The organism is Pseudomonas parafulva (assembly GCF_000800255.1).
GTDB lineage: Bacteria > Pseudomonadota > Gammaproteobacteria > Pseudomonadales > Pseudomonadaceae > Aquipseudomonas > Aquipseudomonas boreofloridensis.
Map to the genome: position 1 here is coordinate 3844484 of NZ_CP009747.1, position 21621 is coordinate 3866104.

Sequence of the window (21621 nt, forward strand, 5' to 3'; positions counted from 1 at the left end):
AGCCACCCAAAAATTTTCAGACAGCCCTGTCACTTTTCATCGCTCGTTCGGCAAGGAAGCAGTCAGCACTTATCCGTCGAGGAGCCCCTGCATGTCCCGCGCTGTCGAGTCTTACCTGCGTCCCAGCCTCATGGCCCTGGCCATCGGCCTTGCCACCCCTGTGTTCGGTCCGCTGGCGTTCGCCGCCGAACAGGCCGCCGTACGCACCTATGATGTGCCCAGCGGCCCCTTGGCCGCGACGCTCAACCGCATCGCCAGCGAAGCCGGCATCGCCCTGGCCCTGGACCCGAGCCTGGCCAGCGGCCGCACCTCGGCGCCGGTCAAAGGCAGCTTCAACGGTGTCGGGGCCTTGCAGGCCGCCCTGCGCGGTACCGGCCTGCAACTGCAACTGGGCAGCGCCGGCAGCTACAGCCTGGTGAGTGTGCCGCAGGGCAGCGTGGCGCTACCGGAAACCACCGTGAATGCCAGCGGCGACAGCGAGAGCGCGTGGGGCCCGGTCGACGGTTACCTGGCCAAGCGCACCGCAGCCGGCAGCAAAACCGACACCGCGCTGGTGGAAGCCCCCCGCTCGATCTCGGTGGCCACCCGGCAACAGATGAGCGACCGCGGCGTTCACAGCCTGGATGACGCGGTGAAGTACATGCCCGGCATCGTTTCCTCCAGCTTCGGCAGCGACACCCGCTACGACTGGATGCGCGTGCGCGGCTTCGAGCCGACCCAGTTCCTCGACGGCCTGCCGCTGCCGCGCGGGGTGTATGCCAACCCGAAACCGGAAACCTGGAACCTTGACCGCCTGGCCCTGCTGCGCGGCCCGGCGTCGTCGGTGTACGGCCAGACCCCGCCAGGCGGGCTGTTGGACATGGTCAGTCGTCGCCCGCAAGCCGAAAGCCTGCACGAAATCGAAGTGCAGTACGGCAGCGACAACCATCGCCAGATCAACTTCGCCAGCACCGGCAAGATCGACGACGACGGCCGCCTGCTCTACGGCGTCAGCGGCGTGGTGCGCGATGGCGGCACGGCCATCGACCATATCGACGACAAACGCTACAACATCGCCCCGAGCCTGACCTGGCATATCGACGAAGACACCTCGCTGACCTTGTTGAGCCAGTTCACGCGGGACGATACCGGCGCGACCAGTCAATTCCGGCCCATTCAGGGCACCAAGATCGACATGCCTTTCGGCAAGATCTCCCGTCACAAGAATCTCGGCGATCCGGACTACGAGTTTTACGACCGCACCTACTACGCATTGGGCTATGCCTTCGAGCATCGCATCAACGATGTCTGGCAGTTCCGTCAGAACCTGCGTTACACCAAGTCGGACCTCGCTTTCCAGACCATCACACCTGGCAGCTACTACCAGCCCGGTGGTCCGGTGAAGGACGACGGCACCGTCAGCCGCATGTCCACCAATACCGATGAGGACATCAGCCAATTCGCGGTGGACAACAACCTTCAGGGCGACTTCGCGACCGGAGACATCACCCATACGTTACTGCTCGGCCTGGACCATCAGCGCGTCAACACCAATTACTTGTCGATCTTCGGCTTCAACGTACCGGACAGCAACGTGCTCCGACCGATCTACGGCTTACCGATCACCCGCCCGGATCGTTCAACGGCGTTCTATGACTACGACCAGAAGTCGCGCCAGACCGGTTTGTACGTTCAGGACCAGATGGCCTTGGACAACTGGCGTCTGACCCTTGGCGCAAGGGAGGACTGGGTCCATACCGGCACCAAGTTCTTCAACCGGGGCGATGCCACCAGTACCCGACGAGACAAGCAGTTCAGCGGTAATGCGGCGATCAGTTATGTCTTCGACTCGGGATTGGTTCCGTATCTGTCCTACGCCGAGTCGTTCCAGCCGGCCATCAATGCCAGTGCATCGGCCACTGAGTCGCTCAAGCCCACCGAAGGTCAACAATGGGAACTGGGCATCAAGTATCAGCCACCAGGCTCCAACACGTTGCTCAGCGCAGCCGTGTATGACCTGACCCAGAAAAACGTCGCAGTCACCAACAACATCGGCGGCATCACCTACACCAGCCAGACCGGCGAAGTAAAAGTCCGCGGCCTGGAACTGGAGGCCACCTCCGAGGTGACCGAGAACCTCAAGGTGATCGCCGCCTACACCCTGGCCAAATCCGAGGTGCAGAACGGCCTCTACAAAGGCAACCGCCTGCAACTGATGCCCAATCAGCAAGCCTCGCTGTGGACCGACTACACCTGGCACAGCGGTGTGCTCGACGGCTTCGGCGTCGGCGCCGGGGCGCGCTACACCGGCAACACCTACGGCGACCAGGGCAACACCTACCTGGGCAAGGCCAAGGCCTACACCGTGTTCGATGCCGCCGTGCACTACGACCTCGGCCGCCTGGACAACAGCCTCAAGGGCGCCTCGGTGGCGGTCAACGCCACCAACCTGCTGGACAAGAACTATTTGTCCACCTGCGACAGCTACTACTGCTACTACGGTGACCCACGCAGCGTGGTGGTCAGCGCCAAGTACCAGTTCTGACCGACTGCGCCCTCGCAAACCCGCTGCGCGAGGGCGCGGCCCAAGACCCCTGCGGGACCTGAGATGAAAAGCCAAACCCTGCGCCGCTGGTCGGCGATCCATACCTGGAGCAGCCTGGTCTGCACGCTGTTCCTGCTGCTGCTGGCCCTTACCGGCCTGCCGCTGATCTTCCACCACGAACTCGAACACCTGCTCGGCGACGCGCCCGAGCTGCGCGAATTGCCGTCCGGCACGCCTCACCTGGACCTGCAACAACTGGTGCTCAAGGCCGAGCAGCATCGACCCGGCGAGGTGATGCAGTATTTCGGTTTCGATGAGGACACTCCCGACGGCGTGGTGGCGATCACTGCCGCCACGGCGGGCAGCGATCCCAACTCATCGCACACCTTCATGCTCGACGCGCGCACGGGCGAGGCGGTGGCCATGCCGGCGGCCAACGGCGGTCTGATGATGGTGCTGCTGCGCCTGCATGTGGATATGTTCGCCGGCCTGCCCGGCAAGTTGCTGTTGGCCTTCATGGGTCTGCTGTTCATCGTCGCCCTCGTGTCCGGCACCGTGCTCTATGCGCCGTTCATGCGCCGCCTGCGCTTCGCCTCGGTGCGCACCGACAAGTCGTCGCGGGTGCGCTGGATCGACCTGCACAACCTCATTGGCATCGTCACCCTGACCTGGGCGCTGGTGGTGGGCGTGACCGGCGTGATCAGCGCCCTGTCCGACCTGGTCATCGCCGCCTGGCGCAACGACAGCCTGGCCGCGATGGTCGCGCCCTATCGCGAGGCCGCGCCGTTGACCGAACGCGCCCCGGCCACGCAGCTACTGAGCATCGCCCAGCAAGCCGCGCCGGGCATGCGCCCGGACTTCATCGCCTTTCCCGGCACCCGCTTCTCCAGCGAGCACCACTACGCGGTGTTCATGAACGGCGCCACGCCCCTCACCTCGCACCTGTTCACCCCGGTGCTGATCGATGCCCGCACGCTGCAAGTGACAGCCGTCGGCGAGCGTCCCTGGTACATGGACGCCATGGGCCTGTCGCAACCGCTGCACTTCGGCGACTACGGCGGACGACCGATGCAGATCCTCTGGGCGGCGCTGGACCTGCTGACCATCGTCGTGCTGCTCAGTGGCCTGTACCTGTGGTGGGGCAAGCAGCGCAAACGGCGGGAGGTGCCAGCATGAGTCACAGATCGCAAAGCACGCGACGCATTTTCGCCTGGCCGCTGGTCATCGCCGTGCTCGGCGGCGCCGGGCTGTTCGCCGCACTGCTGGGCGACGGGGCCTGGGACGCGCTCGCCTGGGTGGGCCTGGGCGTCCCGGTGTATCTGGCTGCGCGCGGGTTGTGCGCCAAGTGAGGTAATCGACTAACGCGCGCGCCGCAGCAAGGCGCGCCAGGCTCGCACGCTCCCTCACCACGGAGCGCCGCTCATGAGTCTTCAGCAGTTCATCGCCTTCGATCAACAATTGAGCGACCTGCTCGCCTCGCCACCCAGCCCCGACGCTCAACTGCCCTGGCTGAGTGCGCGCCAACGCTACTTTGCGGACCTGGCCCAGTACTGGCTCGACACGGACTCCACCGGCCAGACCCGCCAGGCGCGGATGACGGCCGTGCTACGTGAACAGATGCTGGCGCAGATCACCCTGCGCGTCGGCGATCACACCTTGGGCTCGAACCACGCCGAACTGATGGAAACCTGCATACGCCTGCCGTTGCCCTGGCAGCGTCAACACCTGGGCAGCGCGGCGCGCCCGCAGGTATACCGGCCCGTGCTGGACATCGGCACGCCCAGTTGGCGCAGCTACCTGCCCGGTGCTTTCGTCATCATCGAGGGAGGCCCCGAGGGCCGCATGCCCGATCCGCAACAACCCAGCGAGTACGCACTGCTGTGCAGCCTGTCCCATGGCATCGAGGCCTTCGATGACCTGGCAGAACTGCATGTCGAGCTGTGCGAGCGGCTGGACGATCCGCAGCAAAGCCAGCCACTGCTGCGGCATATGGCCAGCGACCGCGATCTAGCGCTCAATGCCGAGCGTCTGCGCTACGAATGGTTCAGCGATGATCTGCTACTGGCCCAGGCACAGGTCCTGATCGACGGGCAACGCACACGTTTGACCCAGGTGTGGGAAGAACTCGCCCAGCGCGATCCGCTCGACCGCGCGCAGTTGGCAAGCCGACTGCAACAGGCCGTCGACCTGCTGCCCTGGGCCGGCAGCCAGTCGGCCCTGCAGACACGCTATGGCCTGCTGCTGGAGCGCAACTCACCCGCCTGGCTGAAGAACGCCTCGCCCCAGGCCCTGACCCACATCATGCAGACCATGCAGGAGCTGGTGATCGCCATCGACCGTGCAGCGGCACCGGGTATCCTCAGCCACGAACAATTCCTCGATCAGAACGCCCTGAACATCTGGACATGCCAGCAATTGCGCGCCCGATTGCGCCATCAGTACCAATTCGATATCGATCCGTTGGAGGTTCATGTGAGCGTGACCTTGGCGCGACAACGCGGCCCGGTCATGCATCCAGGCCTGACCAGCGGCTACATCCCCGTCGCCAGCCGGCCGCAGGTGGGCGATACCATCGAACTGGTGCCACGCACCTACCGCCTCGACGAGCTGGCCGCGCTCAATGTCGCCTGGCTCGACGTGGACTATTGGTTGACGGCACGCGTTCACCGCAAAGACGGCAGCCCCATCCCCGAGATCACTGCCGGGCAGGTCAAGCAACTGGTGCGCGAGTTGAACGTGGGCGAAAGCTACAGCCAGTACCTGCGTCTGCACCTGCTGGAATCGCCGACCGGCCACTGGCGGCAAGAGCGCTTCGTCGCCATCGGCAAAGCACGCATGAACGCCGAGGCGGCCAAGGCGCGCTATGCCGGTCACTACCTGGAGGATCCGTTCGAGCGCGGTTATGCCTGGAGTCGCACCGTCATCGACTACCCTGCCAGTGCTCAACGCGGCGCGCTGGGCCATCGACTGAAAGTGCGCCAATGGATGATCGACAACCACACGGTGATGGGCGTGCTTTTGATCACACCCGAGATCGCCGGCCTGCAGCGCTTCGTGGTGTACACCCCCGACGCCCCGGATCGCCGCGCCTGGCGTGAATACCGCAATGCCCGGCATTTGCTGCGCACGCTGCGTGACAAGCCGGCGTTGCGCGATTACCTGAAGGAGCGACTCCCGTTGACCGACCCTGCGGCACTTGAACGCGGGATACTCAATGGGCGACTCGGCCCGCGAGTGAGCACGCCGGAGATCGTCGGTGATTTCCAGCAGGCGCGTTATCGGGCCGAAGTGCATGCAGCCCTGGCATTGGTGGATGCCAGTACTCACACCAAACTGGAACTGTTGGGCGAGTTCAGCCTGCACGCGCTGTGGGTCACGCTCGACCTGATCAGCCTGGTGCTGCCTAACCGTGCCCTGACCCCGCTGTCGTTCGCACGGGCGGCACTCTCGGTGTTCGACATGGCCAAAGCCTACCGCCAAGACGACCGTGTCGGCGCGCTGAAGCACTTCGTCGAAGCCTTCACCCATGTCAACGATGCCTTCAATAGCATCGGCGGCTCGACTGTGGTTCGCCGTGCGATCCGCGGCATGCCGCCCACCCCACCGCTGACCCTGCCGCCCGCGCTGGCCCTGAAAGTCGACACCAGCAAGCTGCGTTATCGGGTGGATGGGGTCCACAAAGAAGGGATCTACGAACAGGCCTCACCCTATCCGGGACTGACCTTCTATTTCGTCAAGGACTCGGCCGGCCGTATCTACCAGGTCGCCTTCGATGGCTACCGCTGGCGGGTACTCGACCCCCGTCAGCCCGACGCCTACACCAAGGTGCCCATCAAGCGCCGCGAGGATGGTGAATGGGTCGTGGACTCGCCGGTGCTGTGGTACGACGGCTTGCCGGATCTGCACGTGCTGCTCGATGACTGTCGCCTCGCCGAAGTGCCCAGCGGCATCCGCGAAGCGTCGGCCGCTGGCCTGCATCGCGCAGGCGACAGGCTTTACCTGCTGGCCGGCGAGCATGCCTTGCCGCTGCGCGGTCACCTGCTGAGCGACCACTATCACCTGCTGATGCGCAGCGAGCCGGGTGCTGCGGTGAAGCCCTGGGCGATCCTGCGCTGGCAAGACCAGCAATGGCGCATTCGCGTGCGCCAGGCCGGGCGCAGCAGCGACTGGCTGGCGCTGCCGCCCGCCTACTCGGTGAGCCTGGGCAGACGCTGATCCAGCCGCTGATACAGCGCGCTGCGGGTCGGCCAGTTGCGCAGCAGCCGCGCGCGGTCGCGTGCGTAGGCCGGGGCGAAACTGAGCTGGGTGGCGTGCTGGGTCATGGCGTCCAGGTCGATGAGCGACCACTGGCCGTCCTGCCAGAACAGGTTGTGGCCTTTAAAATCGCCATGGCTGATGCGCTCGGCGATCAGCCGCTGCATCAGCTCGATCAGCGCCTGTACCTGTTCTTCGGGCGCCTCGCCGCTCTCGACGAAGGGCGCGAAACAGGCGCTCAAGTCAGGGCCATCGGCGTATTCGGTAATCAGATAGGCCGTGCTGCGCAGCCCCATCACGCGGCGTTCCAGCACCGCCAGCGGGCGCGGCGTGGGGATGTCGAGGAAGGTCAGGCGATTGCCTTCGATCCAGGAATGCCAGGCCCGGCTCGGGCGCCAGAAACGCTTGAACCAGTGGGCGGTGTTCTTGATGTTGTAGCGCTTGAGCACCAGGGTACGGCCGCCGACGTCCACGCGCGCGACGCTGGCTGCGCCGCCGGTCTTGTACAAGTGGCCCTGGTCGATCAGCGCATCGGCTTGCGCCAGCGCCGGGGCAAGGGCTGCGTCTTCCTCACGGCGAATCGCCTGTAGCCCTGACAGGCTGCGCTGCACGCTGAACAGGCTGCAGTCGCGCCCGGCCTTGTCCAGGTAATCCTTAAGGCGCCAGGTGCGCACTTTGTCGATCTGCTTTTGCAGTGCCTCCAGCGGCAGCGCATGCTCGGCGTTGGCCAGCAGGTAATGCACCAGGGCTTCTTCGATGAACGGCTGCAAGCGCTTGGGCAACTGAGCGAAGAACACCCCGAGGTTTTCCAGCACGCGCTGACGCGACAGCTGCTGACCCGGCGTCTCGGCCTTGATCCCGGCGCCGTCGATCAGGTACAGGCGACCATCGTGGCGCAGCAGGTTGTCCAGGTGCAGGTCTTCCTGCCACAGGCCTTTGGCATGCATCTGCGCCACCGCCGTCAACGCATCGCCGAGCACTGCATGTTGCTCATCGGCAAGCATCGGCAGGTGCTCGACCTTGGCCCAGGCAGCGCCCAGGCTTTCGGCGTGCTCCAGGAACTCGAACAGCAGCCAACCGCCTTCGCCGTCTTTCAGGCCATCAGCCAGCAGGCGCGGTGTGACCAGGCCCTGGGCGGCCAGCAGGCGCACGCCGTCCAGTTCGCGCTGGAAGTGTCGCGCAGCGTTGCCGCCCACCAGCAACTTGGCCAGCACCGGCGTACCGCGCCACAGGCCGGCGCCGACGTAACGCTGGCCAGGCAGCACGCGCAGCAGGCTGAACAGCTGCAGTTCGGCACTGCCAGCGGCATCCTCGAGGATCACGTTCAGGGGCAGAGTCGGGCTGCGCCCGGCGTTCTTCAATTCGGACAGGCGCATCAACGGGCCTCTTTCTCACGACGACGTGTGCTCAGGCGCTGCAACCAGGCAGACACCGGCGGGCTATCGGCCGGTTGTGCCAGGTAGGCGGCGAGCAGGTGACGCAAGTCCGCCTCGCTCCACACCGGCGCACGACGCAGCAGCGGTTCCAGGTCCTTGAGACGGTCACGGCGACCGAGCAGCAGCGGCCGGGTCTTTTCCAGGTCGATCAATTGCGCCTGCCAACCTTCCCGGCGCTCGCGCAGGAAAATGTGCTTGGGGTAGAAACAGCCATGCACCTGACGGGCGCCGTGCAGCGTGCGCGCCAGCTCGCCACAGGCACCGAGAACGCCCTGGCGTTGCGCGGGATCGAGCTGCGGCCATTGCAGCAGCAGGCTGTCCAGGTCGCGCCACTCGTCCAGCGCACGGGTCATCAGGATCGCCCGATACTGGCCACCTTGCTTGCGCTCACCGTAGAACACCGCCTGCAAAGCCGGGATGCCGAGCGCCTGATAGCGCTGGATATTGCGAAATTCGCGAGCGAAGGTGGGCTCGCCCAACGGCCGGTGCAGGGTGTGGGTGAGGTAGTCGCTCTGGCGCTTGAGGTAATAGCCCTTGCCCTCGAGCTCCAGGCGGAACACGCTGCTCCAGCCGCCGCGCCCGGTGTTGGGCTCGTCGACGGCCTCCAGTTGCAGCGCCCACAGCGCCTCGAAATCGTCGAGGCCATGGCGTTGCAGCAGCGCCGCTTCGGCGCTGGCCAGGTAATCGGTCATTCCCTTCCCTCGAAAAAGCTCACCACCTGACGGATACGCCGCTTATCGCGCGCGTTGAGTCGGGTGTGCCCGCGGTACTGCAGGTAGAAACGCAGACGCTGGGTCGCGGACAGGTGGTACTTGGCCACCTTGTCCAGGCAGGCCAGGTCCTTGATCAGTCGATGACGCAGCATGAAACCGCGCCAGAAGTCGCCGGTCGGGCAGTCGATGAAGAACACCGTGGCCTGGTCGTCCACCAGCAGGTTGCGCCACTTCAGGTCGTTGTGCGCGAAGTGGTGGTTGTGCATCACCCGGGTGTGCCGGGCCAGTTGGCGACTGATGTGATCGACCCAGGCACGGTCCGCCAGGCGTGGATCGTTGCGATCGGCCAGTGCCGACAGGTCCTCGGTGCGCGGCAGCTCGCGGGTGATCATCGCCCCACGGCCGAACGCAAGGCCCTTGCGCTCAAGGCCCCAGGCCACCACTTCGGCGGTGGGAATGCCCCACTTGGCGAACTGCTTGAGGTTCTGCCATTCGGCCTTGATACGAGGCCGTCCGAAGAAGCGGCGCATGTGCTTGCCGGCCCCGGTGTAGCGCTTGACGTAATAGCTGACGCCCTCGCGCTCGATGCGGATGACCTCGCTGAGCGGGTCGCGGGTCAGGCGTTCGCCTTCCAGGGCGAACACCGCCTCGAGGCTGCCGAAGTCGGCGGCCAGCCACGCGTAGTCCGGCGCCAGTGTCCAACTCGCCATCAGAGCGCATCCCCATAGCGTTGCTTGCGGTCGTAGAGTTTGCGCGCCTTGCGCTCCAGCCAGGCGAGCAACGCGGCTTCCTCGGCCAGCACCTGGCGCAGCGGGCGCTGGAAGTAGCCTTTGAGAAAGCGCAGTTTGTCGCGACGCGTCAGGCCGATGTCCAGTGCCGAAAAGTACAGGGCGGCCAGGTCCTTGTTGCGCCAGCGACGGGTGATTGTGGCGCGGGTCTGTGCGCGGTGCAGGTCGATGACCGACAGTTTGAAGTCTTGCGCCGTCACCGGGCGGTCGGTGTGCAGCAGGAAGTGGCAGATGTAGCAGTCGCGGTGGTTGACCCCGGCGCGGTGCATGGTGCCGGTCATCTTCGCCACTTCGGCGATGAGGGCGCGCTTGAGCGCCGGTGGCGGCGGCTGGCGGCGCCAGTCGAGGCTGAAGTCTTCCAGGCTGACGGTAGGCGCCAGTTCTTCGGTGACGATGAACGAGTGCTGGGTCGCAGGATTGGCGCCGCGCTCGCCATAGGCCACCGCGGTCATGGTCGGCACCCCGGCTTGATGCAGGCGCTCGATGGCTCGCCATTCCTGGCCGGCACCCAGCACCGGCAGCTTGGCGCTGAACAGGTTCTTGAAGATCTCGCCCCAGCCGATGCCGCGGTGAATCTTCACGAAGTAGCCCGCGCCGGCCACCTCGGTGCGCAGGGTCCGACGCCCTTCCAGTTCGCGGTACACCTCGCCCTGCAAGGCCTCGACGGCCTCGAAGGGATCGCGCCCGGCCCACAGGCGCTTGAACGGTTCGGCCAGCATCAGTTTCATGCGCGCTCCTGGAGAATCACGTCAGCGGCGTGCTGAGGCATGCTGTACAGGTCGGCCGAGGCGGCGAAGGCCAGGCCATTGCGCGCCCAGTGGGCACGCGCCTGCGGATCGTCGAGCATGCGCTGCAGGTAGGCGTCGAGCTGCGACTGCTCGAACGGCTCGTCGAGCACCAGGCCGCTGTCGGCCTCGGCGATGTAATGGGCGTAACCACACACCTGCGAGACCAGCACCGGCAGGCCGGCCACCAGCGCTTCGAGCAGCACCGTGCCGGTGTTCTCGTTGTAGGCCGGATGGATCAGCAGGTCGGCACCGAGCAGGAAGCGTGGAATGTCGCTGCGCCCCTTGAGGAACTGCACCTGATCGCCCAGGCCGAGGGTAGCGCTCTGCAACTGGAACACCTTGGGGTCGTCCTGGCCGATGACCATCAGCCGAGTGCGCTTGCGCAGGTCCGCCGGCAGCGCGGCCAGGGCCTTGAGGCTGCGGTCCACGCCCTTGGTCTTGAAGCCCGAACCGATCTGCACCAGCAGCAGGTCGTCCTCGCCCAGGCCGAATTCCTGGCGAAACGCCGCGCGAATGTCTGCCGCGTTGGCCGGCGCCCGGCGGTCCTGGGAAATACCTGGCGGCAGCAGATGGAAACGCTCGAGGGGCGTGCCGTAGTGCTTGATGAACAGCGGCTGCTGCACTTCGGAGATCATCAGGATTTCAGTGTTGGCGTGCGGGTCGAACACCGCGCGCTCGTACTCGGCAAAGTGCCGGTAGCGGCCCCAGCGCCGGTACAGGCCGCCGCGCAAGGTCTGGGCCTTGTCTTCGAAGCAACCGTCGGCGGCGTAGTACACGTCCAGCCCGGGCATCTTGTTGAAACCGATCAGCCGGTCGACCGGCTCTCTGGCCAGGTCCTCGGCCATCCAGGCACTGAGCTTCTCGTTGCGCCGGTGATTGGACAGCGCCTTGACCGGCGCCACCCGCACGTCGAAGCCCGGTGGCACATCACCTTCCCAGATCAGCGTGTAGACACGGATCTGGTGGCCACGCTGCTGGCACTCCAGGGCGATGCGCATGAAGTCGCGCTGCAGGCCACCGAAGGGGAAATATTTGTAAAGCACGAAAGCCAGTTGCATCAACGAACATCCTCAGCCAGCAGCAGCGCGCTCAAGCGGCCCGCCACATGCTCGGGATTCAGGCGAGTGAAGCACAACGGCCACTCGCGTTTGAGATCGAACCGGCGCAGGTCTTCGGCGCTCGGTTTGTAGGTGCACTTCTTCTGCAGGCAGGGGGCGCAGGGGAAGTCGCTGGCCTGGTGGATTTGCGCGCGTCCGTAGGCGCCGGTCAGGCCGGGGTTGGTCGGGCCGAACAGGGAGATGGTCGGCACGTCCAGCGCGGCGGCCAGGTGGCCGAGGCCGGTGTCCACCGCGACGCAGGCCTTGGCCGCCGCCAGAATGCGGGCCACGCCTGCCAGGTTCAACTTGGGCAGTACCTGGCAGTGCTCCAAGCCCTGGGCGATGCGTTCGGCGCGCGCCTGTTCGGCGGCGTTGCCCCAGGGCAGCACCACCTTCATGCGACGCCGCCCCATGCGCTCGGCCAACTCGCGCCAGTAGGCCTCAGGCCAGTGTTTGGTGGCCCAGGTGGTGCCATGCAGAAACACCACGTAGGGGGCGGTGGGCGGCAGTTGCAGGCGTTTGAGGTCCAGGCCGTACTGGCCGAGCCCCTCGGGCAGGTCGTAGGCCAGGGCCAGGGCGAACAGTTGGCGCACACGCTCCACCGCATGCTGACCCACGGCCACCGACAGACGGCGGTCGTAGAATCGGCTGGCCAGGCCTTCGCGCGCCGAATAGCGGTCGAGCCCGGCCACCGGCGCCTTGATCAGACGCGTCAGCCAGGCCGACTTGACCAGCCCCTGGGCGTCGATCACCAGGTCGTAACGGCGCTCGCGCACGCGCTGCTTGAAGGCCTTCCATTCGCCGCTCTTGAGGGTCTGCCAGAGGTTCTTGCGCCAGCGCCGAATGGCCACCGGGATGACCTGATCCACCGCCGGGTGCCAGCTCGGAATCTCGGCGAAGCCCTCCTCCACCACCCAGTCGAAGCGGATGCCGGGGACGGCGTGGGCCGCATCGGTGAGGGCTGGCAAGGTGTGGATCACGTCGCCCAGCGACGAGGTCTTGATGATCAGTACCCGCACTTAGTCGACCTCGACACGGGTATCGATCAGGCCCGGCGCGGCCAGACCGTGCAGGGCGGCGATGACCTTCTGCGGCTCGAGCAGGCGCAGGCAGTTGTAGTGCCCGAAGCGGCAGGTACGGTCGAAACAAGGGCTGCAGTCGATGCCGGTGCGCACCACTTCGACCTGATCGGCCAGCGGCGGCGTGAAGCCCGGCGAGGTGGAGCCGTAGACCGCCACCAGCGGGCGATTCAGGGCGGCGGCGACGTGCATCAGGCCGGAGTCGTTGGACACCACGGCATCGGCGCAGGACATCAGGTCGATGGCCTCGGCCAGCGAGGTGTCGCCGGCCAGGTTGCACGACTCTTCGCGCAGCCCTGGGATCAGGCGCTCGCGGATCTGCTCGCCGACCGGGTGATCGTTCTTCGAGCCGAACAACCACACTTGCCAGCCCTGGCGAATCATCGCCTCGGCCACGGCGGCATAGTGCTCCACAGGCCAGCGCTTGGCCTCGCCGAATTCGGCGCCCGGACACAGTGCCAGCACTGGACGGTCGAGCTGCAGGCCGAACTTGGCCAGCGCAGCCTCTCGGCTGGCGGCTTCGATGCGCAGGCTCGGACGTGGATAAGGTTGCGGCAATTCGGCGCCCGGCTCGAAGGCCAGGGCCATGAAGCGCTCGATCATCAACGGGTAGCGCGCCTTGTCGAGCTTGCGCACGTCGTTGAGCAGCAGGTAGCGCATCTCGCCGCGCCAGCCGGTGCGCTTGGGGATGCCGGCGAACCACGGCACCAGCGCCGACTTCAGCGAATTGGGCAGCAGGATGGCCTGGTCGTACTGGCCGGCCAGCGATTTGCCGATACGTCGCCGCGTGGCCAGCTCGAGCGCACCGTGGCCGAGCGGGAAGCTCAAGGCCTGGCGCACCTCGGGCATGCGTTCGAGGATCGGCCGGCTCCACTCGGGGGCCAGCACGTCGATCACGCATTCGGGATGACGTTGGCGCAGGCACTGGAACAGGGTCTGTGCCATCACCATGTCGCCGACCCAGCTGGGTCCGATGATCAGTATTCTCATGCTTTATCCAGAAACAGTCGGGGAGGCTGCAGGCTGCGTTTCAACCTGGCCTCCCCTCTTTATATTCAGGCTATTTGGCGGACAGTGTATCACCGGTGCTGCGCCATGGACCTTCGCGCCTGACAGGCCGCCCCGGCTACAGGCCCAGCTCGCTCCAGATCCGCCGCACCTGGCGACGCTCATCGACGAACTGTCCGGCATCGATCACCCCGGCCTGCTTCTGCAGGGCCTGGCGGTGCGAGGCCGAGCGGAAGGTCTTGTACACCTCGCGCAGCAGCACGGCGTCTGCGGCGGGCATCAACCCGGCCTGTTCGAGCTCTTCCAGAATGCGGATGTTATCGGTCCAGCGCAGCAGGGCCGGGTGCTCGTGGGACCAGGCCAAAGCGGCGTATTGCACCATAAATTCGATGTCCACGATACCACCGGCATCCTGCTTGATATCGAACGGTTGGCCCGGTTCGAAGGCGTTGTCGGCGGTGCCGGCGACCGTCGCCTTGCTGCCCAGGCTGGCGCGCATCTTGGCGCGCATCTCGCTCACCTGCGCGCGCAGCGTGTCCAGCTCGCGGGGCTTGCCCAGCACCGCCGCGCGCACGCGTTCGAAGGCGGCGCCCACCTGCGGGCAGCCCACCAGCACCCGGGCGCGCACCAAGGCCTGGTGCTCCCAGGTCCAGGCTTCCTGCTGCTGGTAGCGCTCGAAGGCCCCCAGCGAGCTGACCAGCAGCCCCGACGCGCCGGAGGGGCGCAGGCGCATGTCGACGTCGTAGAGCTGGCCGGAGTTGGTCTGGGTGGTCAGCAGGTGAATGATGCGCTGGCCCAGGCGGGTGAAGAACTGCGCGCCGTCGATGGGCTTGGCACCGTCGGTCTCGGCATTGGCATCGCCGTCGTGGATGAACACCAGGTCAAGGTCCGAGCCGTGCCCCAGTTCGATACCGCCGACCTTGCCGTAGCCGACGATGATGAAGCTCGGCGCGCACAGGCTGCCGTCGCTGCGCTTGGGTTGACCGTGGCGGGCCACGGTATGACGCCAGGCCAGGGCCAGCACTTGGTCGAGAATGGCTTCGGCGAGCCAGGTCAGGTAGTCGCTGACCTTCATCAGCGGCAGGTTGCCGCTGATTTCCGAGGCCGCTACGCGCAGGCTGTGGGCCAGCTTGAAATGCCGCAGCGCCTCCATCTGCTGCTCCAGGTCGTCCTCGGGAATTCGGGTCAGACGCTCACGCAACTCCGAGGCCAACTCCGGCGCCAGCGGCGGACTGAACAGCCGCCCTTCGTTGAGCAATTCGTCGAGCAACAGCGGGAAACGGGCGATCTGCTCGGCGATCCAGGGACTGGCCGCGCACAGCGTCAGCAGGCGGCGCAGTGCCCCTGGGTTCTCACTGAGCAGCACCAGGTAGGCCGAACGCCGCGCCACCGCTTCGACCAGCGGCAGCACGCGCTCGAGCACCAGGTCCGGATCCTGGTGCTCGACAGTCTGCGCCAGCAAGCGCGGGATGAAGGCATCCAGACGTTCGCGACCGAGGCGCTGCATCGAGCGCAACGATGGACTGGTGCGCAGCACCGAAAGACGCCGCAACGCTTCGCCGGCCTGCTTGAAACCGGCCTCCTCGAGCTGCCGACTGGCAGCCTCCTCGTCCTGGGCCTGCTCCCACAACGGCGACCACTCGCCCCCGACCACCAGCTCGCCTTCACCCTCTTCGTCGTCGGGGTCGGCGATCACCTGGCGGAAGTGCCAGTCGACGCGACCGCGCCAATGCATCAATTGCGCGTGGAAGGCGTCCCAGTCGGCGAAACCGAGCATATAGGCGATGCGCGCGCGGTCCAGCTCGGCGTCCGGCAGCATCTGTGTCTGCCGGTCGGCGATGGCCTGGATGGCATGCTCGGTGTAGCGCAGGAAGCGGTAACCATCGCGCAGCTCGCTGACCACCGCCGGCGGCAGGTAGCCCTGGCCTTCCAAGGTGGCGAGAACGTTCAGCAACGGGCGCTGCTGCAGGCTCAGGTCACGCCCGCCGTGAATCAACTGGAACGCCTGGGCGATGAACTCCACCTCGCGGATGCCGCCCGCGCCGAGCTTGATGTTGTCGGCCATGCCCTTGCGCCGCACCTCCTGCTGGATCAGCTGCTTCATGGTGCGCAGCGCCTCGATGGCGGAGAAGTCCAGGTAGCGGCGGTAGACGAAAGGCCGCAGCATGTCCTGCAACTGAGCGCCGGCCTGCTGATCGCCCGCCACCACCCGCGCCTTGATCATCGCGTAGCGCTCCCAGTCCCGCCCCTGGTCCTGGTAGTACTGCTCCAGGGCATTGAACGACAGCACCAGGGCACCGGCCGAGCCGTAGGGGCGCAAGCGCATGTCGACACGGAACACGAAGCCGTCGACGGTGACCGGGTCCAGCGCCTTGATCAGCCGCTGGCCCAGGCGGGTGAAGAACGCCTGGTTGTCCAGTGCCCGCTTGACGCCCTCGGTCTCGCCGCCTTCCGGGAAAGCGAAGATCAGGTCGATGTCCGAGGACAGGTTCAGCTCCACCGCGCCCAGCTTGCCCATGCCCAGCACCACCATGTGCTGGGGCTGGCCACTGCGGCTGCCGATGGGCGTGCCGAACTGCTGGCAGTGACGCGGGTACAGCCACTGGTAGGCTTCGTCGATCGAGGCGTCGGCCAGGTCCGAGAGGTCGCGGCAGGTCTCGCCGAGGTCGGCCTGACGGCTGAGGTCGCGCCAGATGATCCGCACCTGCTGGCGGTTGCGCGCACGGCGCAGGTTGCGCGCCAGCTCGTCTTCGCTCTGCGCCGCGTCGGCCGCTGCCTTTATATGGCTGCGTAATTGTCCGGGGGCGTAGCCCTGCGCCAACTCACCGCGTGCGACCAGCTCCAGCAGCATGCCTGGCTCGCGCTGCACCTGCTCGAGCACGAACTCGCTGGCGGCAGCGACCTGGTCGAACTGAGCCCAGTGGGCATCGCTCAGGACGGCAGGGTCGAGGTCGGCGTGTGCCGCCAGGGCCTCGCGCAGGAATTGGCGGTTACGGGCGACCAGCGGTTGCAAGGCGGCGGGCAGATCGGACGGCAAAGGCAGGCGCATGGTCTATCCTTGATCGGCGTGAAAGGAGGGGTAGTCGCGGTGGAGGGGGAGAAGCGCCAAGGTTGGACTGTCATACAAAAGTGGTAAATAGCTGAAAAATACGAATCATTGGTACGATTCATCAGCAAACCTCGCACTAGCGTGCACATCCAACCACGAGGAACGATTTTCTCCACAACCCGGAAGGCGGCCACATGCCGCATTCCTGTAGTGTTACTACTCCCATGTATGCTCAAAAGCATGAAATGCCGAAGCATTTGTAGTAAAACTACACGGCGCCGGAAGACGCTCCGGCAAATCCAAGAATTCACGACGTCTGCCCAAAAGGCCAGTCGCAAACTCAGGCTTCCGATTCTGGTTGCCTTTCCGCCCTGGAGCAAGCCATGCAAGACCTCGATCCTATCGAAACCCAGGAATGGCTGGATGCCCTGGAGTCGGTCCTCGACAAAGAAGGCGAAGACCGCGCTCATTACCTGATGACCCGTATGGGCGAGCTGGCCACCCGCAGTGGTTCGCAGCTGCCCTATGCCATCACCACGCCATACCGCAATACCATCCCTGTCACCCACGAAGCACGCATGCCTGGCGACCTGTTCATGGAACGCCGCATTCGCTCGATGGTACGTTGGAACGCTCTGGCCATGGTCATGCGTACCAACCTGAAGGATTCGGACCTGGGCGGACACATCTCGAGCTTCGCCTCCAGCGCCACCCTGTACGACATCGGCTTCAACTACTTCTTCCAGGCCCCGACCGAAGAACACGGCGGCGACCTGATCTTCTTCCAGGGCCATGCCTCCCCCGGCATCTACGCCCGCGCCTTCCTCGAAGGTCGCATCAACGAAGACCAGATGAACAACTTCCGCCAGGAAGTGGACGGCAATGGCCTGTCCTCCTACCCGCACCCCTGGCTGATGCCTGACTTCTGGCAGTTCCCGACCGTATCCATGGGTCTGGGTCCGATCCAGGCCATCTACCAGGCACGTTTCATGAAGTACCTGGAAGCCCGTGGCTACATTCCTGCCGGCAAGCAGAAAGTCTGGTGCTTCATGGGCGACGGCGAGTGCGACGAGCCGGAATCCCTGGGCGCGATCTCCCTGGCCGGCCGCGAGAAGCTGGACAACCTGATCTTCGTCATCAACTGCAACCTGCAGCGCCTCGACGGCCCTGTGCGCGGCAACGGCAAGATCATCCAGGAACTCGAAGGCGTGTTCCGTGGCGGTGGTTGGAACGTCAACAAGGTGGTCTGGGGCCGTTTCTGGGACCCACTGCTGGCCAAGGACACCAACGGTGCCCTGCAGCGCCGCATGGACGAAGTCATCGACGGCGAATACCAGAACTACAAGGCCAAAGACGGCGCCTACGTGCGCGAGCACTTCTTCAACACCCCAGAGCTCAAGGCCATGGTCGAAGACCTGTCCGACGACGAGATCTGGAAGCTCAACCGTGGCGGCCACGACCCGTACAAGGTGTATGCGGCCTACCACCAGGCGGTGAACCACAAGGAACAGCCGACCGTCATCCTGGCCAAGACCATCAAGGGTTATGGCACCGGTGCTGGCGAAGCCAAGAACACCGCGCACAACACCAAGAAGGTCGACGTCGACAGCCTGCGCAAATTCCGCGACCGCTTCGACATCCCGGTCAAGGACGCCGAGCTCGAGAACCTGCCGTTCTTCAAGCCTGAGGAAGGTTCTGCCGAAGCCAAGTACCTGGCCGAGCGTCGCGCCGCCCTGGGTGGCTTCGTGCCGCAGCGTCGCGCCAAGAGCTTCAGCGTGCCGACCCCGCCACTGGAAACGCTCAAAGCGATCCTGGACGGCTCGGGCGACCGCGAAATCTCCACCACCATGGCCTTCGTGCGTATTCTGGCGCAGCTGGTCAAGGACAAGGAAATCGGCCAGCGCATCGTGCCGATCATCCCGGACGAAGCCCGTACCTTCGGTATGGAAGGCATGTTCCGTCAGCTGGGCATCTACTCCTCGGTCGGTCAGCTCTACGAGCCTGTCGATAAAGACCAGGTGATGTTCTACCGCGAGGACAAGAAGGGCCAGATCCTCGAGGAAGGCATCAACGAAGCCGGCGCCATGTCGTCGTTCATCGCGGCCGGTACCTCGTACAGCTGCCACAACCAGCCGATGCTGCCGTTCTACATCTTCTACTCGATGTTCGGCTTCCAGCGTATCGGCGACCTGGCCTGGGCCGCTGGCGACAGCCGCACCCGTGGCTTCCTGATCGGCGGTACCGCCGGCCGTACCACCCTCAACGGTGAAGGCCTGCAGCACGAAGACGGTCACAGCCACATGATGGCGGGCACCATCCCGAACTGCCGCACCTACGATCCGACCTACGGCTACGAGCTGGCGGTGATCATCCAGGACGGCATGAAGAAGATGACCGAAGAGCAACAGGACATCTTCTACTACATCACCGTGATGAACGAATCCTACCAGCAGCCTGCCATTCCGGCCGGTGCCGAGGAAGGCATCATCAAGGGCATGTACCTGCTCGAAGAAGACACCCGCGACGCCGCACACCACGTGCAGCTGATGGGCTCGGGCACCATCCTGCGCGAAGTGCGCGAGGCAGCGAAGATCCTGCGTGAAGAGTTCAACGTCGGTGCCGACGTGTGGAGCGTCACCAGCTTCAACGAACTGCGTCGCGACGGCCTGGCCGTGGAACGCGCCAACCGCCTCAAGCCTGGCCAGAAGCCACAGCAGACCTACGTCGAGCAGTGCCTGAGCGGCCGCAAAGGGCCGGTCATCGCCTCCACCGACTACATGAAGCTGTTCGCCGAGCAGATCCGCCAGTGGGTGCCGAGCAAAGAGTTCAAGGTCCTGGGTACCGACGGTTACGGTCGCAGCGACAGCCGCAAGAAGCTGCGTCACTTCTTCGAAGTCGACCGCCACTTCGTGGTGCTGGCTGCCCTGGAAGCCCTGGCTGACCGCGGCGAGATCGAACCCAAGGTTGTGGCTGACGCCATCGTCAAGTTCGGCATCGATCCGGACAAGCGCAACCCACTGGACTGCTGAGGAGTATTTTTAAGTGAGCGAACTCATTCGCGTACCTGACATCGGCAGCGGTGAAGGTGAAATCATCGAGCTGTTCGTCAAGGTCGGCGACCGCATCGAGGCCGACCAGAGCCTGCTGACCCTGGAGTCGGACAAGGCCTCCATGGAAATTCCAGCTCCCAAGGCTGGCGTGGTCAAGGAACTGAAGGTCAAGCTGGGCGACCGCCTGAAAGAAGGCGACGAACTGCTGGTGCTGGAAGCCGAGGGCGCCGCTGCGGCGCCTGAGGCGGCCGCCGCCGAAGAAAAACCCGCAGCCGCCCCCGCAGCTGCCGAGAAGCCGGCCGAACAGGCCGCTCCAGCGCCGGCGGCTGCCCCTGCGGCAGCCAGCGTGCAGGACATCCACGTGCCGGACATCGGCTCGTCGGGCAAGGCCAAGATCATCGAAGTGCTGGTCAAGGCGGGCGATACCGTCGAAGCCGACCAGTCGCTGATCACCCTGGAGTCGGACAAAGCGTCCATGGAGATCCCTTCCCCCGCCGCTGGCGTGGTCAAGGAAGTGATCGCCAAGCTGGACGACGAAGTCGGCACCGGTGACCTGATCCTCAAGCTGGAAGTGGCCGGTGCTGCGCCGGCAGCCGCTGCGGCCCCGGCCGAAGCACCCGCTGCCGCCAAGACCGAAGCCGCCCCAGCCGCAGCGCCCGCGCCGGCCGCTGCCCAAGCGGCGGCACCTGCGCCGGCTGCCAGCGCACCTGCCGCTGCCAGCAACGCCAAGGTCCACGCCGGCCCGGCCGTGCGTCAGTTGGCCCGTGAATTCGGTGTCGAGCTGGGCGCCGTCAGCCCGACCGGCCCGCACGGCCGCATCCTCAAGGAAGACGTGCAGGTCTACGTCAAGGCGATGATGCAGAAAGCCAAGGAAGCGCCTGCCGCAGGCGGCGCGACCGGCGGTGCTGGCATCCCGCCGATCCCGGTCGTGGACTTCAGCAAGTTCGGCGAAGTCGAAGAAGTCGCCCTGACCCGTCTGATGCAGGTCGGCGCCGCCAACCTGCACCGCAGCTGGCTGAACGTGCCCCACGTGACCCAGTTCGATTCGGCCGACATCACCGAGCTGGAAGCCTTCCGCGTTGCGCAGAAGGCCGTGGCGGAAAAGGCCGGCGTCAAGCTGACCGTTCTGCCGCTGCTGCTCAAGGCGTGCGCCCACTTGCTCAAGGAGCTGCCGGACTTCAACAGTTCGCTGGCGCCGAGCGGCAAGGCCATCATCCGCAAGAAGTACGTCAACGTCGGCTTCGCCGTGGACACCCCGGACGGCCTGCTGGTCCCGGTGATCAAGAACGTCGACCAGAAGAGCCTGCTGCAACTGGCTGGCGAAGCGGCCGCACTGGCCGAGAAGGCGCGCAACAAGAAGCTGTCGTCCGACGACATGCAAGGCGCCTGCTTCACCATCTCCAGCCTCGGTCACATTGGCGGCACCGGCTTCACGCCGATCGTCAATGCACCGGAAGTGGCGATTCTCGGCGTCTCCAAGGCCACCATCCAGCCGGTCTGGGACGGCAAGGCCTTCCAGCCCAAGCTGATGCTGCCGCTGTCGCTGTCCTACGATCACCGGGTGATCAACGGTGCCGCCGCCGCGCGCTTCACCAAGCGCCTGAGCGACCTGCTGGCGGACATCCGCACCCTGCTGCTGTAACGCAGCAACCGCCTCCCCTCGCTGGGGAGGCGGGCATCGATTTCGAGCTGCCACGCTCGTACCTCAACCCCGCCATGTTCTGGCGGGGCTTTTTTTGCAGGCTGTCCATGCGGCCCCGTGCTTCAGATTCCTGCGCCCCCGCCGATAACCCGACAAAGCCCGTGTTATGGCCGCTTGCCAGCTCAGGGGACAT

Annotated in this window: 14 protein-coding genes; 6 read left to right on the forward strand and 8 right to left on the reverse strand. The window is 65.4% G+C overall.

Translation table 11 applies throughout. The features are described 5' to 3' along the window. The first annotated feature begins 91 nt into the window (after positions 1-91). The 4 genes from NJ69_RS16830 (at position 92) to NJ69_RS16840 (ending at position 6739) form a co-directional block, all read left to right on the forward strand. A complete protein-coding gene (locus tag NJ69_RS16830; RefSeq protein WP_039581228.1) occupies positions 92-2524 on the forward strand; it encodes a TonB-dependent siderophore receptor in 2433 nt (810 codons plus the stop codon). A 63-nt stretch (positions 2525-2587) separates the two neighbouring features. Then, entirely contained in the window at positions 2588-3700 is a 1113-nt protein-coding gene (locus NJ69_RS16835) for a PepSY-associated TM helix domain-containing protein (RefSeq protein WP_039581231.1), read from the forward strand. Further along, a complete protein-coding gene (locus tag NJ69_RS22785) occupies positions 3697-3873 on the forward strand; it encodes a hypothetical protein (protein ID WP_167335974.1) in 177 nt (58 codons plus the stop codon). Before NJ69_RS16835 ends, NJ69_RS22785 begins: the two co-directional genes overlap by 4 nt. Positions 3874-3946: 73 nt before the next feature. Then, a complete protein-coding gene (locus tag NJ69_RS16840) occupies positions 3947-6739 on the forward strand; it encodes a dermonecrotic toxin domain-containing protein (RefSeq protein ID WP_039581234.1) in 2793 nt (930 codons plus the stop codon). On the opposite strand, the gene NJ69_RS16845 is transcribed toward NJ69_RS16840, so the two are convergent. From NJ69_RS16845 to glnE, 8 genes are all read right to left on the reverse strand, one after another. Next, positions 6712-8154 carry a lipopolysaccharide kinase InaA family protein gene (locus tag NJ69_RS16845; RefSeq protein WP_039581236.1) on the reverse strand — a complete coding sequence of 481 codons (1443 nt, stop codon included), beginning with the start codon at positions 8152-8154 and terminating at the stop codon, positions 6712-6714. The two genes, NJ69_RS16840 and NJ69_RS16845, sit on opposite strands and share 28 nt — an antisense overlap. Further along, positions 8154-8906, reverse strand: coding sequence for a lipopolysaccharide kinase InaA family protein (locus NJ69_RS16850; protein WP_039581239.1), 753 nt, complete (start codon positions 8904-8906; stop codon positions 8154-8156). The genes NJ69_RS16845 and NJ69_RS16850 overlap by 1 nt, the downstream gene beginning before the upstream one ends. Then, the gene (locus tag NJ69_RS16855; protein ID WP_029614008.1) at positions 8903-9637 is read right to left on the reverse strand and encodes a lipopolysaccharide kinase InaA family protein; all 735 of its coding nucleotides are present in this window, start codon (positions 9635-9637) and stop codon (positions 8903-8905) included. Before NJ69_RS16855 ends, NJ69_RS16850 begins: the two co-directional genes overlap by 4 nt. After that, positions 9637-10443, reverse strand: a complete 807-nt coding sequence (rfaP, locus tag NJ69_RS16860; RefSeq protein ID WP_039581242.1) for a lipopolysaccharide core heptose(I) kinase RfaP — start codon at positions 10441-10443, stop codon at positions 9637-9639. Before rfaP ends, NJ69_RS16855 begins: the two co-directional genes overlap by 1 nt. After that, positions 10440-11561, reverse strand: a complete 1122-nt coding sequence (locus NJ69_RS16865) for a glycosyltransferase family 4 protein (RefSeq protein ID WP_039581245.1) — start codon at positions 11559-11561, stop codon at positions 10440-10442. Before NJ69_RS16865 ends, rfaP begins: the two co-directional genes overlap by 4 nt. Continuing rightward, positions 11561-12619 carry a lipopolysaccharide heptosyltransferase I gene (waaC, locus tag NJ69_RS16870; protein WP_039581248.1) on the reverse strand — a complete coding sequence of 353 codons (1059 nt, stop codon included), beginning with the start codon at positions 12617-12619 and terminating at the stop codon, positions 11561-11563. Before waaC ends, NJ69_RS16865 begins: the two co-directional genes overlap by 1 nt. Continuing rightward, on the reverse strand, positions 12620-13669 hold the full coding sequence (gene waaF, locus NJ69_RS16875) for a lipopolysaccharide heptosyltransferase II (RefSeq protein ID WP_039581251.1): 1050 nt from the start codon (positions 13667-13669) through the stop codon (positions 12620-12622). A gap of 136 nt (positions 13670-13805) precedes the next feature. Then, positions 13806-16736 (reverse strand): bifunctional [glutamate--ammonia ligase]-adenylyl-L-tyrosine phosphorylase/[glutamate--ammonia-ligase] adenylyltransferase, encoded by a 2931-nt coding sequence (glnE, locus tag NJ69_RS16880; RefSeq protein WP_039581255.1) that lies wholly within the window; start codon positions 16734-16736, stop codon positions 13806-13808. 383 nt (positions 16737-17119) lie between these two features. Here glnE and aceE point away from each other — a divergent pair, with 383 nt between their 5' ends. Continuing rightward, positions 17120-19765, forward strand: a complete 2646-nt coding sequence (aceE, locus tag NJ69_RS16885; RefSeq protein WP_039581258.1) for a pyruvate dehydrogenase (acetyl-transferring), homodimeric type — start codon at positions 17120-17122, stop codon at positions 19763-19765. Between the two features lie 13 nt (positions 19766-19778). Next, positions 19779-21428, forward strand: coding sequence for a dihydrolipoyllysine-residue acetyltransferase (gene aceF / locus NJ69_RS16890; protein ID WP_039581261.1), 1650 nt, complete (start codon positions 19779-19781; stop codon positions 21426-21428). Positions 21429-21621 lie beyond the last annotated feature (193 nt).

Coding starts and splice junctions, on each gene's coding strand:
- NJ69_RS16830 (WP_039581228.1), top strand. CDS start 92: ATGTCCCGCGCTGTCGAGTCTTACCTGCGTCCCAGCCTCATGGCCCTG.
- NJ69_RS16835 (WP_039581231.1), top strand. CDS start 2,588: ATGAAAAGCCAAACCCTGCGCCGCTGGTCGGCGATCCATACCTGGAGC.
- NJ69_RS22785 (WP_167335974.1), top strand. CDS start 3,697: ATGAGTCACAGATCGCAAAGCACGCGACGCATTTTCGCCTGGCCGCTG.
- NJ69_RS16840 (WP_039581234.1), top strand. CDS start 3,947: ATGAGTCTTCAGCAGTTCATCGCCTTCGATCAACAATTGAGCGACCTG.
- NJ69_RS16845 (WP_039581236.1), bottom strand. CDS start 8,154: ATGCGCCTGTCCGAATTGAAGAACGCCGGGCGCAGCCCGACTCTGCCC.
- NJ69_RS16850 (WP_039581239.1), bottom strand. CDS start 8,906: ATGACCGATTACCTGGCCAGCGCCGAAGCGGCGCTGCTGCAACGCCAT.
- NJ69_RS16855 (WP_029614008.1), bottom strand. CDS start 9,637: ATGGCGAGTTGGACACTGGCGCCGGACTACGCGTGGCTGGCCGCCGAC.
- rfaP (WP_039581242.1), bottom strand. CDS start 10,443: ATGAAACTGATGCTGGCCGAACCGTTCAAGCGCCTGTGGGCCGGGCGC.
- NJ69_RS16865 (WP_039581245.1), bottom strand. CDS start 11,561: ATGCAACTGGCTTTCGTGCTTTACAAATATTTCCCCTTCGGTGGCCTG.
- waaF (WP_039581251.1), bottom strand. CDS start 13,669: ATGAGAATACTGATCATCGGACCCAGCTGGGTCGGCGACATGGTGATG.
- glnE (WP_039581255.1), bottom strand. CDS start 16,736: ATGCGCCTGCCTTTGCCGTCCGATCTGCCCGCCGCCTTGCAACCGCTG.
- aceE (WP_039581258.1), top strand. CDS start 17,120: ATGCAAGACCTCGATCCTATCGAAACCCAGGAATGGCTGGATGCCCTG.